The following is a 13778-nucleotide window of genomic DNA, read 5'->3' as shown; positions in this document are numbered from 1 at the left end:
TTGAGTTTGGTCAATGCAAAGGCTATTGCATATCGCAGCGACGGACACCACCCGTCCCGGCCGCGCGGCCTTTCGAGACAGCACTTGAGCCAGCCGGCACGCAGGACGACCTTCCTTGAACGCCACCATCTTCCGGTCCGCCATCAATATCGCCGCCATCAGCGGCATCTATCTCTCTCTGGCGATGCTCATCCCGGCGTTCATCGACATCTATTACGGCCACCCCGATTCGGCGGTCTTCTTTCTGTCTGCCTTCTTTACCGGCGGCCTCTCGCTCGCCACGGCCGCTGCAACACGTGCCGGCCCGCCGCCCTTCAACAAGCGGATGGGCTTCCTCGTGGTCAACCTGCTCTGGCTGAGCGCCACGATCATCGGTGCGATCCCGCTCTGGCTGTCGTCCCTCGATCTTACCTTCGCGCAGGCCTTCTTCGAATCGGTCTCGGCCATCAGCACGACGGGCTCCACCGTCATCACCGGCCTCGATCATGCGCCGCCCGGTATCCTGATGTGGCGGTCGCTGCTGCACTGGCTCGGCGGTATCGGGATCCTCGCGCTCGGCCTCTTCATCATGCCGTATCTGCGCGTGGGCGGCATGTCCTTCTTCAAGCTCGAATCATCCGACACCGCCGACAAGCCCTTCGCCCGCATCGCAAGCTATACGCGCGCCTTCCTTGCCATCTACGTGGCCATCACCCTCATCTGCGCCGTCGTCTATGCCGCGCTCGGCATGAGCCGTTTCGACGCGCTGAACCACGCCATGTCGACGGTGGCGACCGGCGGGCTTTCGACGCACGACGCCTCCTTCGGCTATTTCAAGAGCCTGCCGATACTGTGGGCGGCCACTTTCTTCATGACGCTGAGCAGTCTGCCCTTCTCGGCGCTCATCCTCTTCGTCGTGCGGGGGCGGTTCGATGCCTGGCGCGATCCGCAAATTCGGGTCTTTCTCGGCTACCTCATCCTGTTTTCCATTGCCGCAAGCATCTTCCAGCGGCTGGAGAACGGCGTCAGTTTCCATGAGGCGCTGGCACACTCCTTCTTCACCGTCGCGTCGATCATCTCCACGACGGGCTTTGCCAGCGATGACTATACCCAATGGGGCCACTTCATCGTGGCGCTCGCCTTCGTCGCGACCTTCATGGGCGGCTGTTCCGGCTCAACTGCGGGCGGCCTCAAGGCCTACCGCCTGATCATCCTCTTCAACTTCATCCGCACCGGTCTCTACCGCCTGATCTATCCGGACGGCATCCATGCGGTGCGCTACGGCTCGATGACGGTGGATGCGGATCTGCAGCGCAACGTCTTCCTGTTCTTCATCACCTATGTGGCGATCTCCGCAATCGGCGCGATCCTGCTCGGCCTCATGGGCTACGACGTGCTGACGGCGATTTCGGCCGCGGCCACCTCGCTCTCCAACGTGGGCCCCGGCGTGACGCAGGCCATCGGCCCGGCCGGCAGCTTCAACGGCTTCCACGATGCAGCGCTCTACCTGCTTTCCTTCCTCATGCTGCTCGGCCGTCTTGAAATCCTGACGGTGCTGGTGATCCTGACGCCGCTCTTCTGGAAGAACTGATTTGACCTGTTCTTGACTGTTGTCACGCTTCTCCCCATCCTGCCGCCATCGCCTGGAGGAAGACGGAATGTTCGTGCCGAAGTCCCTGTTGCAAATGACCTTTGTCGCCGCGCTCGCGCCGACGCTTGCCCTTGCGGGCCCGCTGGCGGATGCCGCGAAGAAAGCGGAGGAACAGGCCGCCGCCGGCGATACGGTCGGCGCGCACAGCACGATCCGCGATGCCTACGGCGCCTTTGCCGCCACGCTGCCCTTTTCCATCGGCAAGGCCATCTTCGTTTCGACGCCGCCGGAAGGCTACGGCATGTATACGGCGCGGCCAGAGGCCAGTTTCAAGACGGGCGAAGCCTTGATCTCCTATGTCGAGCCGGTCGGTCTCACCTGGCGTCCGGCCGATGGCGGGCTCCTCGAATCGCATTTCACGGTCGATCTCGAACTGCTCGACCCCAAGGGCACCAAGCTTGCCGAGCAGAAGGCCTTCGGATCCTTCGACTTCAAGGGCAGCGTGCGAAACCAGGAAATCTTCGCCAAGTTGACGCTCAACCTCAGCAGCCCGCCCCCCGGCGACTATGTGCTGCGCTATCGCTTTCGCGACACGGCAAGCGGCGCGGTCGCCATCAGCGAACAACCGTTCAAGATCGTCCCCTGAGCGGTCTGTCGCGGTTTTGCCGCAGTGCAAGAGAACTGTGACAAGCTGCGAATCAGCGCTTTCCACCGCCACCCCGCTCAATTATGACAGCCGCATGACAACCCCAGCCACGTAAGGGGCACCCATGCTTTCGCTGTTTCGTAAACTCATGCCGCGCGAAGACCGTTTCTTCGATCTCTTCGAGCAGCATTCCCGTACCGTCGTCGGCGCCGCCGAATCCCTCCGTCTGCTGCTCGCCGGCGGACCGGACATGGAAAGCCACTGCAACCGGATCATCGAACTGGAGAACCAGGCCGACGATATCACGAGTGAAGTGATGCTGGCCGTCCGCCGCAGCTTCATCACCCCCTTCGACCGCGGCGACATCAAGGACCTGATCCAGTCGCTGGATGACGCCATCGACATGATGCACAAGACGGTCAAGACCATCCGCCTTTACGAGAAGACGGACTTCGAGCCCGGCATGCAGGAAATGGGCGAGGCCATCGTGAAGGCCGCCCACCTCATCGCCGAAGCCATTCCGCTGCTCGACAAGGTGGGGGTGCATGCCGGCCGCCTCAGCGCCATCGCGGAAGAAGTCACCCGCGTGGAAGGCCACTCGGACGAACTGCACGACCGGGGCCTGAAGGACCTGTACAAGCGCTTCGGCAAGTCCGATCCGATGGCCTACATCATCGGCAGCGAGATCTATGGCGAATTGGAAAAGGTCGTCGACCGTTTCGAGGACGTCGCCGATGAAATCAGCGGTATCGTGATCGAGAACGTCTGATGGACGCCACCCTTGCCCTTCCGCTGCTGATCGCCCTTATCGGCATCGCGCTGCTTTTCGACTTCCTGAACGGCCTGCACGATGCCGCGAACTCGATCGCCACGATCGTCTCGACGCGCGTGCTGCGGCCGCAATACGCCGTCATGTGGGCGGCCTTCTTCAACTTCATCGCCTTCCTGTTCTTCGGCCTGCATGTCGCAGAAACCCTCGGCCGGGGCATCATCGATCCCTCCATCGTCAGCCCGCTCGTCATCTTCTCGGCGCTGATGGGCGCGATCATATGGAACGTCGTCACCTGGATTTTCGGCATCCCGTCCAGCTCCTCGCACGCCCTCATCGGCGGCCTTGTCGGCGCAGGCCTGGCCAAGACCGGCTTCGACGCCGTCGTCTGGAGCGGCCTCCTCAAGACGGCGAGCGCCATCTTCCTGTCGCCTGCCATTGGCTTCCTCCTGGCGCTGGTCCTCGTTCTGGCCGTTTCCTGGCTTTTCGTGCGCCAGACGCCCTTTGCGGTCGACCGGACCTTCCGCGTCATGCAGTTCATCTCGGCCTCGCTCTATTCGCTCGGCCATGGCGGCAATGACGCGCAGAAGACGATGGGCATCATCGCCGTTCTGCTCTACTCGCAGGGCTATCTCGGCGGGGAATTCCACGTGCCGTTCTGGGTGGTCATCACCTGCCAGGCGGCGATGGCGCTCGGCACCCTGATGGGCGGCTGGCGGATCGTGCACACGATGGGTTCCAAGATCACCCGCCTCAACCCGATGCAGGGTTTTTGCGCGGAAACTGGCGGCGCCATCACGCTTTTCGCCGCCACCTGGCTCGGCATCCCGGTTTCCACGACCCACACGATCACTGGCGCCATCATCGGTGTCGGCGCGGCCCGCCGCGTCACGGCCGTGCGCTGGGGCATCGCCGGCAACATCGTCTGGGCCTGGATCGTCACCCTGCCCTCGGCAGCCGCGATTTCGGCGCTGTTCTACTTCGTGATCAACGCCTTTACGGGCTGACAACAAACACGGCGGCGCAAATCCAGACCGATTTGCCCGCCGACCCCCTCTCCCCCTTGATCACTCCCGCCGCCTCGGCTACGCACCATGCCAAGCGGGCGTGGCGAAACTGGTAGACGCAAGAGACTTAAAATCTCTCGGCCTTGGCTGTGCGGGTTCGATCCCCGCCGCCCGCACCAGCTTTCACGCAATTCCACATACAAAAAGGGTGCGGCCGCTGACGCTGGCCGCACCCTCTTGCTCAGCGACGTTTCAGGAGAACGTCAGGCCGAGAGCTTGGCCGCGATCTTGGCGACATGCGCGCCCTGGAAGCGGGCAGCTTCCAGTTCGACTTCGGAAGGCTGGCGCGTGCCATCGCCACCGGTGATCGTGGAGGCGCCGTAGGGCGAGCCGCCCTTGACTTCTTCCACGCCCATCTGGCCCTGGAAGGCGTAGGGCAGGCCGACGACGACGAGGCCGTGATGCATCAGCGTCGGGATGAAGCCGAGGATGGTGGATTCCTGGCCGCCGTGCTGGGTGGCCGACGAAGTGAAGATCGAGCCGACCTTGCCGACAAGCTTGCCCTTCGCCCACAGACCACCGGTCTGATCCCAGAAATTGCGCATCTGCGAGGCGACCGTGCCGAAACGCGTGCCGGCACCGACGATGATCGCGTCATAGCCTGCAAGCTCTTCGACCGTGGCGACCTCGGCCTCCTGGTCCATCTTGTAGTAGGATTCCCGGGCAACAGCTTCCGGCACCAGTTCCGGTACCCGCTTCACGGTCACGTCGGCACCCGCCGACTTTGCGCCTTCCGCCACGGCATAGGCCATAGCTTCGATATGGCCGTAGGCCGAGTAGTAAAGAACCAGTACTTTCGCCATCGTCGTCTCCTGTTCGAACGGGCTTTCCGCTTGATCGCGGCGTCGGCTTGGATGTAGCACTTTGAGAAGGTGGTTACAGAAGCTGTCCGGTCGACAGACTGTTCACCGGTCGTTGACAATGCCCTCCCGACAGGTCGGCATTTCTATCCAATTTCCGAGGGCACCCATGAGTTCCACGCCGATCGCCACTGCCGCCATGCTCGCCATCGGCGACGAACTGCTCTCCGGGCGCACCAAGGACAAGAATATCGGCCAGCTTGCCGACGTGCTCTTCCTCGCGGGCATCGACCTCAGGGAGGTACGAATCGTCCCCGACGAGGAAGACGCCATCGTCGAGGCGCTGAATGCGCTGCGGGCGCGCTACACCTATGTCTTCACCTCGGGCGGCATCGGCCCGACCCATGACGACATCACGGCGGATGCCGTCTCCAGGGCCTTCGGCGTGCCCTGCCTTCACGATCCGCTCGCCATGCAGCTGCTTGGCGCCATGTACGAGAAGCGCGGCGTGGAGTTCAACGAGGCCCGCCAGCGCATGGCCCGCATGCCGCAAGGCGCGGTCCATATCGAGAATGCAGTCTCCACGGCACCGGGCTTCAACATCGGCAATGTCTATGTCATGGCCGGCGTACCGCAGGTCTTCACCGCAATGCTCGGCAAGGTGGTGCCAGACCTGAAGGGCGGCCAGCCGATGCTTTCGCGCTCCGTCGCCTCGCCTTTCGGCGAAGGCGATATCGGCAGCGCCCTCGCCGCGATCCAGAAGAACCACCCGCAGACCAGCATCGGTTCCTACCCGCGTTTTTCTGAAAACCGCTTCTCGACGGAAATCGTCATCCGCAGCCGAACGGAAGCTCCGGCACAGGCAGCCGAACGTGATATACTAGCGATGATTGCCGAAATCGCCGCCGCCAAGGCGGCGTTTTGATCCGGATCAAGGTTCCGGCCATGCGGCAGGTGCAAGTTTCGAGCGAACCAGACAGGAGGCCGAAATGACCTACAAGACCATCGTGGCGGTACTAAGCGCCACCGAGGACGCCGGCAAGGTGACAGATCACGCACTCGCGCTCGCGCGACGGACCGGCGGCCATGTCGTCGGCATCCATGCGGAATCGCCGGTCGTGGTCACGCTGATCGCTCCCATGGAATATCCCGATCCGAATGCCGTGCTGGACCTCCAGGAGCGCGCCCAGCGCCAGTCCCGCGATGTCGAGCAGGCCTTCAGGTCGCGCTGCGAACGCGACGACATTTCCTATGAGTGGCGCCTCTTCACCGGCACCGCCGGCTACTCCTCGGCAGGCGTCATCGACAGCGCCCGCGGCGCCGACATCGTGATCGCGGGCCAGTTCGACCCCAATCTCGACGGTCCGTCGCGCGAAGACATCGAGGACCTGCTCTACGAAAGCGGCCGTCCGCTCTACATGGTCTCCAACGCGCCGGCCGGCCCCGCGCCGATCGAACGCGTGCTTCTCGCCTGGAACGGTTCGCGCGAGGCCGCGCGCGCCGCCTTCGACGCCCTGCCCTTCCTGAAAGCGGCCAAGGAAGTCGAGATATTCACCATCGACCCACCGGAAAACGCCATGCAGTCGCGTGACTTCTGCGGCGCGGAGCTTGCCGCCACCCTGGCACGCCACAACATCAAGACCACCGTCACCTCCCGGACGTCCGACCACCACTCGGTGGCCGAAGTCCTCAACCGTCGCGCAACGGAAATCGATGCCGGCCTCATCGTCATGGGCGCCTACAGCCATTCGCGGCTGCGCCAGCGCCTGTTCGGCGGCGTCACCAGTGCGATGATGCGCGGCGCACGCGTGCCCACCCTGATGTCACGCTGAAGCGCTACAGACTGTGGATCGCCCGGCTTGCTGGGCCGGGCGGTCATTTCCTTGGGGGCAAAACTGCATTAGAGAGAAGGAATCCTCTTCTTCTGCCTATCAGGAGCCTGCCATGTCGCTGCCGGACAAAGCCTTTCCCGTATCCTGGGACCAGTTCCACCGCGATGCCCGCGCGCTCGCCTGGCGGCTTGCGGATGGCGGGCGTGAATGGCGCGCCATCGTTTGCATCACACGCGGCGGCCTGGTCCCGGCGGCCATCGTCTCGCGCGAACTCAACATCCGCGTCATCGAGACAGTCTGCGTGGCCTCCTACCATGACTACGTATCGCAGGGCGAAATGCATGTCCTGAAGGGCATCGCCCCGGAACTGGCGAAGGAAGGCGGCGAAGGCATCCTCATCATCGACGACCTGACGGATACCGGCAAGACGGCGGCGGAGGTTCGCGCCATGCTGCCGAAGGCGCATTTCGCGGCCGTCTATGCCAAGCCGAAAGGCCGGCCGCTGGTGGACACCTTCGTCACCGAGGTCAGCCAGGACACGTGGATCTATTTCCCCTGGGATATGGGCTTCACCTATCAGGAGCCGATCGCCAAGGGAACGAATGGCTGAGCAGCCGCGGCGCCCGTTAGAAACCGGGTGAAGATCGCGCCGAAACATTCTGATTTAACGAATCTTCCTATTGGGCCGGCGGATGTGGAGCAAACATCCGCCGGCTCAATCTTTCGTCAGACCTGCCATGGATGGTTTCCTGCTCTTCAGCCCATGCCGGCGGTGAAAGGCACCGTTCCGGCATCGCGCCATGGCGATCGCCGCAATCCGGACGCGCTTTGACGTTACGGAAGAGAATCACTTTACCCACGGGGCACGGGTTCGATCCGGATGGCTACGCCTGAAAAACGTCGCGCCAGAAAAACCTGTCTTTTTATCTATAATTTTTTACTGCTTTTCCACAGTTGCGTGTCGCGCCACCTCACCTTTTGGCGTGAACCTCCTGATTCTTCAGGGCTTGGGGATGTCCCCATTTTCCACAGCAGACAGGCACAATATATAGACTTCAAACTTGCTTCACAAACCAGCCCTTGACGGGAATCGGCCATATGAGGTTAATGAAACGCAAGTTGCGGCGGCGACTGGACCGTAGTGTTACGAGGTCGGTTCTCATCACAAAATCGCGTTCCCAAACGCATGTGGCCGGGTGGATAACCCGCTCGCCGCACGAGGGTGTTTGCGGTCGGTTTTGTGATACGCCACGGCAAACGATTTGACTGGAAAAAAGAAGCTGTTGATACTATATTTAGTGTTTGCAGCCAAATTCATCACAAGATACAGAAATCCGAAATCAATCGGGTTTCCCCCACGGACTGGATGACTAGAGCTGGCTGCAAGGACATTGCGGCCGGACGGGTACAATTGCGCCCTGTTTTCACGACAGGCTGCGGCAGCGAAGGACACGGACAATGCGCATCGAACGTCGTTTCACAAAACCCGGCCAGTCGGCCTATGCGGAGATCGAGTTCCGCAAGGCCGTGAGCGAAATCAAGAACCCGGACGGCTCCATCGTCTTCCGGCTCGCTGACATCGACGTGCCGGCGCAGTTCTCGCAGGTCGCCGCCGACATCCTCGCGCAGAAATATTTCCGCAAGGCCGGCGTGCCCGCGCGCCTGAAAAAGGTCGAGGAGAACGACGTTCCTTCCTTCCTGTGGCGCTCCGTGCCGGACACCGAAGCTCTGAAGGAGCTCCCCGAGGGTGAGCGCTACGGCTCGGAAACCGACGCGCGCCAGGTCTTCGACCGTCTGGCCGGCACCTGGACCTACTGGGGCTGGAAGGGCAAGTATTTCGCCTCCGAAGAAGACGCTGCCGCCTTCAAGGACGAGCTTGCCTACATGCTTGCCACGCAGCGCGTTGCTCCGAACTCGCCGCAGTGGTTCAACACCGGCCTGCATTGGGCCTATGGCATCGATGGCCCCGGCCAGGGCCACTTCTATGTCGACCCCTTCACCGGCAAGCTGGTGAAGTCCAAGTCTGCCTACGAGCATCCCCAGCCGCACGCCTGCTTCATCCAGTCCGTCGAGGACGACCTCGTCAACGAGAACGGCATCATGGACCTGTGGGTGCGTGAAGCGCGCCTCTTCAAGTACGGTTCCGGCACCGGCTCCAACTTCTCGCATCTGCGCGGCGAAGGCGAAAAGCTTTCGGGCGGCGGCCGTTCCTCCGGCCTCATGAGCTTCCTGAAGATCGGCGACCGCGCCGCCGGCGCCATCAAGTCGGGCGGCACGACGCGCCGCGCCGCCAAGATGGTCGTGGTCGATATCGACCATCCGGATATCGAGGACTACATCAACTGGAAGGTCAAGGAAGAGCAGAAGGTGGCGGCGCTCGTCACCGGCTCGAAGATCGTGGCCGGCCACCTCAAGGCCATCATGAAGGCCTGCGTCAATTGCTCGGCCGAAGGCGACCGCTGCTATGACCCGGCGGAAAACCCCGCCCTCAAGCGCGAAATCCGCGCCGCCAAGAAGAACCAGGTTCCGGAAAACTACGTCAAGCGCGTCATCCAGTTCGCCAAGCAGGGCTATCGGGATATCGAGTTCAAGACCTACGACACGGACTGGGATTCGGAAGCCTATCTCACCGTTTCGGGCCAGAACTCCAACAACTCCGTCTCGCTGCGGGACGACTTCCTGCGCGCTGTCGAGACCGACGGCGACTGGAACCTGACCGCCCGCAAGGACGGCAAGGTCATGAAGACGCTGAAGGCGCGCGACCTGTGGGAATCGATCTCCTACGCCGCCTGGGCGTCGGCCGATCCGGGCCTGCACTTCAACACGACGATGAACGACTGGCACACCTGCCCGGCCGCCGGCCCGATCCGCGCGTCGAACCCGTGCTCGGAATACATGTTCCTCGACGACACGGCCTGCAACCTCGCCTCGCTGAACCTTCTTCAGTTCAAGGATGCGGCGACGAAGAAGATCAACATTGCCGATTACGAACACGCCGTCCGCCTGTGGACCATCGTGCTCGAAGTCTCGGTGATGATGGCGCAGTTCCCGTCGCGCCAGATCGCGGAACTTTCCTACGAATACCGCACGCTCGGCCTCGGCTATGCGAATATCGGCGGCTTCCTGATGTCGTCCGGCATCCCGTACGATTCGGCTGAAGGTCGCGCCATTGCCGGAGCGCTTACCGCCATCATGACGGGCGTCGCCTATGCGACCTCGGCCGAAATGGCGAGCGAACTTGGTCCCTTCCCGAACTTCGCCCCCAACCGCGAGAACATGCTGCGCGTCATGCGCAACCATCGCCGTGCAGCCTATGGCGAGGCAACGGGCTACGAGGCGCTCTCGGTCAGCCCCGTCGCCCTCATCCACGAAGAATGCACGGATGAGGCCCTCGTCGAGCATGCTGTCGCCGCCTGGGACAAGGCCGTCGAGCTTGGCGAAAAGCACGGCTACCGCAACGCCCAGACGACCGTGATCGCGCCGACCGGCACGATCGGCCTCGTCATGGACTGCGACACGACCGGCATCGAGCCCGATTTCGCACTGGTGAAGTTCAAGAAGCTCGCCGGCGGCGGCTACTTCAAGATCATCAACCGCGCCGTGCCGGAAGCCCTGCGCACCCTTGGCTACTCGGAAAGCCAGATCGCCGAGATCGAGGCTTATGCGGTCGGCCATGGCAACTTCAACCAGGCGCCCGCCATCAATCCCGGCTCGCTCAAGGCCAAGGGTTTCCCGGACGACAAAATCGAAGCCGTCAATGCCGGCCTGAAATCCGCCTTTGACATCAAGTTCGCCTTCAATCAGTGGACGCTCGGCGCCGACTTCCTGAAGGAAACCTTCAAGGTTTCCGACGAGCAGTTGTCCAACATGTCCTTCAGCCTGCTGGAGCATATCGGCTTTACGAAGAAGGAAATCGAAGCCGCGAACATCCACGTCTGCGGTGCGATGACGCTGGAAGGCGCACCCTTCCTCAAGGCCGAGCATCTGCCGGTCTTCGATTGCGCCAATCCCTGCGGCAAGATCGGCAAGCGCTACCTCTCGGTAGAAAGCCACATCCGCATGATGGCGGCCGCCCAGCCATTCATCTCGGGCGCCATCTCCAAGACGATCAACATGCCAAACGAGGCAACCGTCGAGGACTGCAAGAACGCCTACATGCTCTCCTGGAAGCTCGCGCTGAAGGCCAATGCCCTCTACCGCGACGGCTCCAAGCTCTCGCAGCCGCTCAACGCCTCGCTGATCGAGGATGCGGACGACGAGGACGATGCGGTCGAGGCACTGATCGCTGCTCCTGCTGCCGCCCAGGCGGTCACCGTCACGGAAAAAATCGTCGAGAAGATCGTCGAGCGCCTGGTCCGCGACCGTGAGAAGCTCCCGAACCGCCGCCAGGGTTACACACAGAAGGCCCTTATCGGCGGGCACAAGGTATATCTGCGCACCGGCGAATTCGGCGACGGCCGTCTCGGCGAAATCTTCATCGACATGCACAAGGAAGGCGCCGCCTTTCGTGCCATGATGAACAACTTCGCCATCGCCATCTCACTGGGTCTCCAGTACGGCGTGCCGCTCGAGGAATATGTGGAGGCCTTCACCTTCACGAAGTTCGAACCGGCCGGCATGGTTATCGGCAACGACGCGATCAAGAACGCCACGTCGATCCTCGACTACGTCTTCCGTGAACTGGCCGTCTCCTATCTCGGCCGCCATGACCTGGCCCATGTCGATACGTCCGACTTCTCCAACACGGCGCTCGGAAAGGGCATCCAGGAAGGCAAGACCAACCTGCTTTCGACCGGCTGGACGCGCGGCCACAAGCCGACGCTCGTCCAGGGCGGACCGGGTAGCGAGCGCCAGCTGGGCGAGCCGAAGGGCTCGGCCACCGCAGCGCCCGCCAAGGCCACGTCGACGGGCAACGTCACCGCCTTCGCCGGCGGCGCCGCCCGCAAGCTGGAGCCAGCCATGGCAATCTCAACCTCCGAAATCGTCGCTTTCAAGCGCGACTATGAGGAGCGCGCCGCCGAGCTTGCCGACGAAGTCGCAGAGGAAGTAGCCGAAGAGGCCCCCGAGGGCGTCACGGCCCTCTTCTCCGACAAGGCCGCAGCCGAAGCCGCCAGCGCCAAGGCCGACGCCAAGAAGCTCGAAGCCGAACGCCGCATTCGCTCCATCGCCCAGGGCTACACCGGCAACATGTGCTCGGAGTGCCAGAACTTCACCATGGTGCGCAACGGCACCTGCGAGAAGTGCGACACCTGCGGAAGCACAAGCGGCTGCAGCTGACCGGAACCGTTTGCGCCCCGTGCCCTCTGACCCGCGTCAAAGGGCACGGAAAGCAGACTTTCGAATATTCTGCCGGCGGACCCTGTCCGTCGGCAGTTGCATTTTGGGGAACCGGTTTGCAGCGCGACCGGCAGGCCGATGCGCCCCTGCCGCAATTGCCATGACGGGCCTGTTCGTTGTAGCCATTTCAATCAGGTCTGCTCCCGGAGGAACGCAGCATGGACCGATTTACCGGCGGATGCCTCTGCGGCAAGGTCCGGATTGTGGCGTCGGGACGCCCCTATCGGGTCGGCCTTTGTCACTGTCTCGACTGCCGCAAGCATCATGGGGCGCTTTTTCACGCTTCCGCTATTTTCCCTGAGAATGCCGTGGTGATCGACGGCGAAACACGAGACTATGCCGGGCACTTCTTCTGTCCCTGTTGCGGCTCGCCCGTTTATTCACGCACCGCGGACGAGATCGAGGTGAACCTCGGATCCCTGGACGCCCCTGATCAGCTGACGCCAACCTACGAACTCTGGACCCTGCGCCGCGAGGCCTGGTTGCCGCCGTTTCCGCTCGTGAGGCGATACGAGCGCGACCGTGACGCCGCGGGTCGCTTCGAGGACTAGGTTCCGCGAAGGAAACGAATCGCTGCTGCGCGCGCCCGGGATGTCTGCCCCGGATGTTTCCTCCTTCGCCCGCCCCGTCGTCATTGCGGCATGGGCATGTGCGAGGTACATGCAAACTTCTCTTTACGGAATCGCCCCCCGAATCCCGCAATGCAGAAGGAACAGTCGATGCCGATAGCGCCGCGCCGGGGACTGATTGCCCTTGCCTACCGCGTCCTCGTCCTGCCGGGCGTCATTGCCTACCTCTTCGCCGTCAGCATCGTGGTGCTTGCCGCCGATCGCTTCTGGCTTGTCGATCTCCTCACCTTCGCATGGCCCTATGTGGTGACGGTCGGCGTCCTCTTCGTGGTGGCTGCCTTGGTAACGCGCCGTATGAAAGCGATCGTGATCGGCCTTGCCGGCCTTGCCGTCGCGATCATTCCGGCCGCCGACGTGCCGACGGCGCACAACGCCGCTACCGGCAGCGACCTGAAGGTGCTGACCGCAAACCTCTACGTCAACAACACCGAGGATCCCTCAAACTTCATCGACCTCCTGCGCCGGGAGAAACCCGACATCGTCGTGCTGCAGGAAACGACGGAAGCCTGGGAGCGCGTGATCTCGCAGGCTCGGCTCTACCCGTATGAAAGCAGCGCCGACAGCCGCGAGCGCGATGACCTGAAGGTCTTTTCCAACCTTCCCATCCGCGCCGAGACGGAACTGAAGCGCGCCTTCACCGAGGAACATGCCTACAAGCAACCGCTCCGGCTGGAACTAGACCTGAACGGCAAGCCGCTCTTCCTCTATGCCTTCCACCCGGAAACGCCGCGCCGCCTCTGGCAGTGGCGCGATCGCAATGCCTATCTTGCCGCCGCCGCCGATGCCGTGAAGGGCGATCTCGAAAAGGCGCCGGTCATCGTTGCCGGCGACTGGAACACGCCGACATGGTCGCCGTTCTTCCGCGGCTTCCTCAAGCAGGCCGGCCTTGCCTCTACCGCCGGCGGCTGGTTGCAGCCGGTGACGCGCTTCTCGATGAAGCTCGACGCCTTTGCCTATATCGGCGCCTCGATCGACCACATCGCCGTCTCGCCGGATATTTTTCTGCGCGCCCGGCGGGTCGGCCCGGCTTTTGGCTCGAACCATCTGCCTGTCATCGCCGAACTCACCCTGCCGGCAAATTGAATCCTCGCCCTTGCGGAAAAACACCCTATCTTAGGAGGATAGCGA

The 13778-nt window shown here is 62.6% G+C and carries 11 protein-coding genes and 1 tRNA gene; 11 read left to right on the top strand and 1 reads right to left on the bottom strand.

Annotated features, from left to right (window positions below; all coding sequences use genetic code 11):
- The first annotated feature begins 115 nt into the window (after positions 1 to 115).
- The 5 genes from WA950_RS11575 (at position 116) to WA950_RS11555 (ending at position 4171) form a co-directional block, all read left to right on the top strand.
- Positions 116 to 1570: a TrkH family potassium uptake protein gene (locus WA950_RS11575; RefSeq protein ID WP_424551854.1), complete on the top strand. Its 1455-nt coding sequence runs from the start codon at positions 116 to 118 to the stop codon at positions 1568 to 1570.
- Between the two features lie 67 nt (positions 1571 to 1637).
- Positions 1638 to 2216: a hypothetical protein gene (locus WA950_RS11570; RefSeq protein WP_424551853.1), complete on the top strand. Its 579-nt coding sequence runs from the start codon at positions 1638 to 1640 to the stop codon at positions 2214 to 2216.
- Positions 2217 to 2340: 124 nt separating this feature from the next.
- Complete coding sequence (locus WA950_RS11565; protein WP_424551852.1) at positions 2341 to 2985, top strand: DUF47 domain-containing protein; 645 nt, start codon at positions 2341 to 2343, stop codon at positions 2983 to 2985.
- Complete coding sequence (locus WA950_RS11560; protein WP_424551851.1) at positions 2985 to 3992, top strand: anion permease; 1008 nt, start codon at positions 2985 to 2987, stop codon at positions 3990 to 3992. Before WA950_RS11565 ends, WA950_RS11560 begins: the two co-directional genes overlap by 1 nt.
- A 94-nt stretch (positions 3993 to 4086) precedes the next feature.
- Positions 4087 to 4171 (top strand) — tRNA-Leu (locus WA950_RS11555).
- 84 nt (positions 4172 to 4255) lie between these two features.
- Here the strand turns inward: WA950_RS11555 and wrbA are convergent.
- Positions 4256 to 4855, bottom strand: coding sequence for an NAD(P)H:quinone oxidoreductase type IV (gene wrbA, locus WA950_RS11550; protein ID WP_424551850.1), 600 nt, complete (start codon positions 4853 to 4855; stop codon positions 4256 to 4258).
- A 166-nt stretch (positions 4856 to 5021) separates the two neighbouring features.
- On the opposite strand from wrbA, the gene WA950_RS11545 reads away from it, so the two are divergent.
- From WA950_RS11545 to WA950_RS11520, 6 genes are all read left to right on the top strand, one after another.
- Entirely contained in the window at positions 5022 to 5777 is a 756-nt protein-coding gene (locus WA950_RS11545; protein ID WP_424551849.1) for a competence/damage-inducible protein A, read from the top strand.
- A gap of 64 nt (positions 5778 to 5841) precedes the next feature.
- Positions 5842 to 6684 (top strand): universal stress protein, encoded by an 843-nt coding sequence (locus tag WA950_RS11540; protein WP_424551848.1) that lies wholly within the window; start codon positions 5842 to 5844, stop codon positions 6682 to 6684.
- Positions 6685 to 6796: 112 nt separating this feature from the next.
- The gene (gpt, locus tag WA950_RS11535) at positions 6797 to 7294 is read left to right on the top strand and encodes a xanthine phosphoribosyltransferase (protein ID WP_424551847.1); all 498 of its coding nucleotides are present in this window, start codon (positions 6797 to 6799) and stop codon (positions 7292 to 7294) included.
- Positions 7295 to 8142: 848 nt separating this feature from the next.
- A complete protein-coding gene (locus WA950_RS11530) occupies positions 8143 to 11961 on the top strand; it encodes a vitamin B12-dependent ribonucleotide reductase (protein WP_424551846.1) in 3819 nt (1272 codons plus the stop codon).
- Positions 11962 to 12179: 218 nt separating this feature from the next.
- Positions 12180 to 12572: a GFA family protein gene (locus WA950_RS11525; RefSeq protein ID WP_424551845.1), complete on the top strand. Its 393-nt coding sequence runs from the start codon at positions 12180 to 12182 to the stop codon at positions 12570 to 12572.
- 168 nt (positions 12573 to 12740) lie between these two features.
- Entirely contained in the window at positions 12741 to 13733 is a 993-nt protein-coding gene (locus WA950_RS11520) for an endonuclease/exonuclease/phosphatase family protein (protein ID WP_424551844.1), read from the top strand.
- The last annotated feature ends 45 nt before the right edge of the window (positions 13734 to 13778 follow it).

The sequence above is a fragment of the Shinella sp. genome, from assembly GCF_049651085.1.
Classification (GTDB): domain Bacteria; phylum Pseudomonadota; class Alphaproteobacteria; order Rhizobiales; family Rhizobiaceae; genus Shinella.
This window is presented reverse-complemented; position numbering and strand designations above follow the sequence as displayed.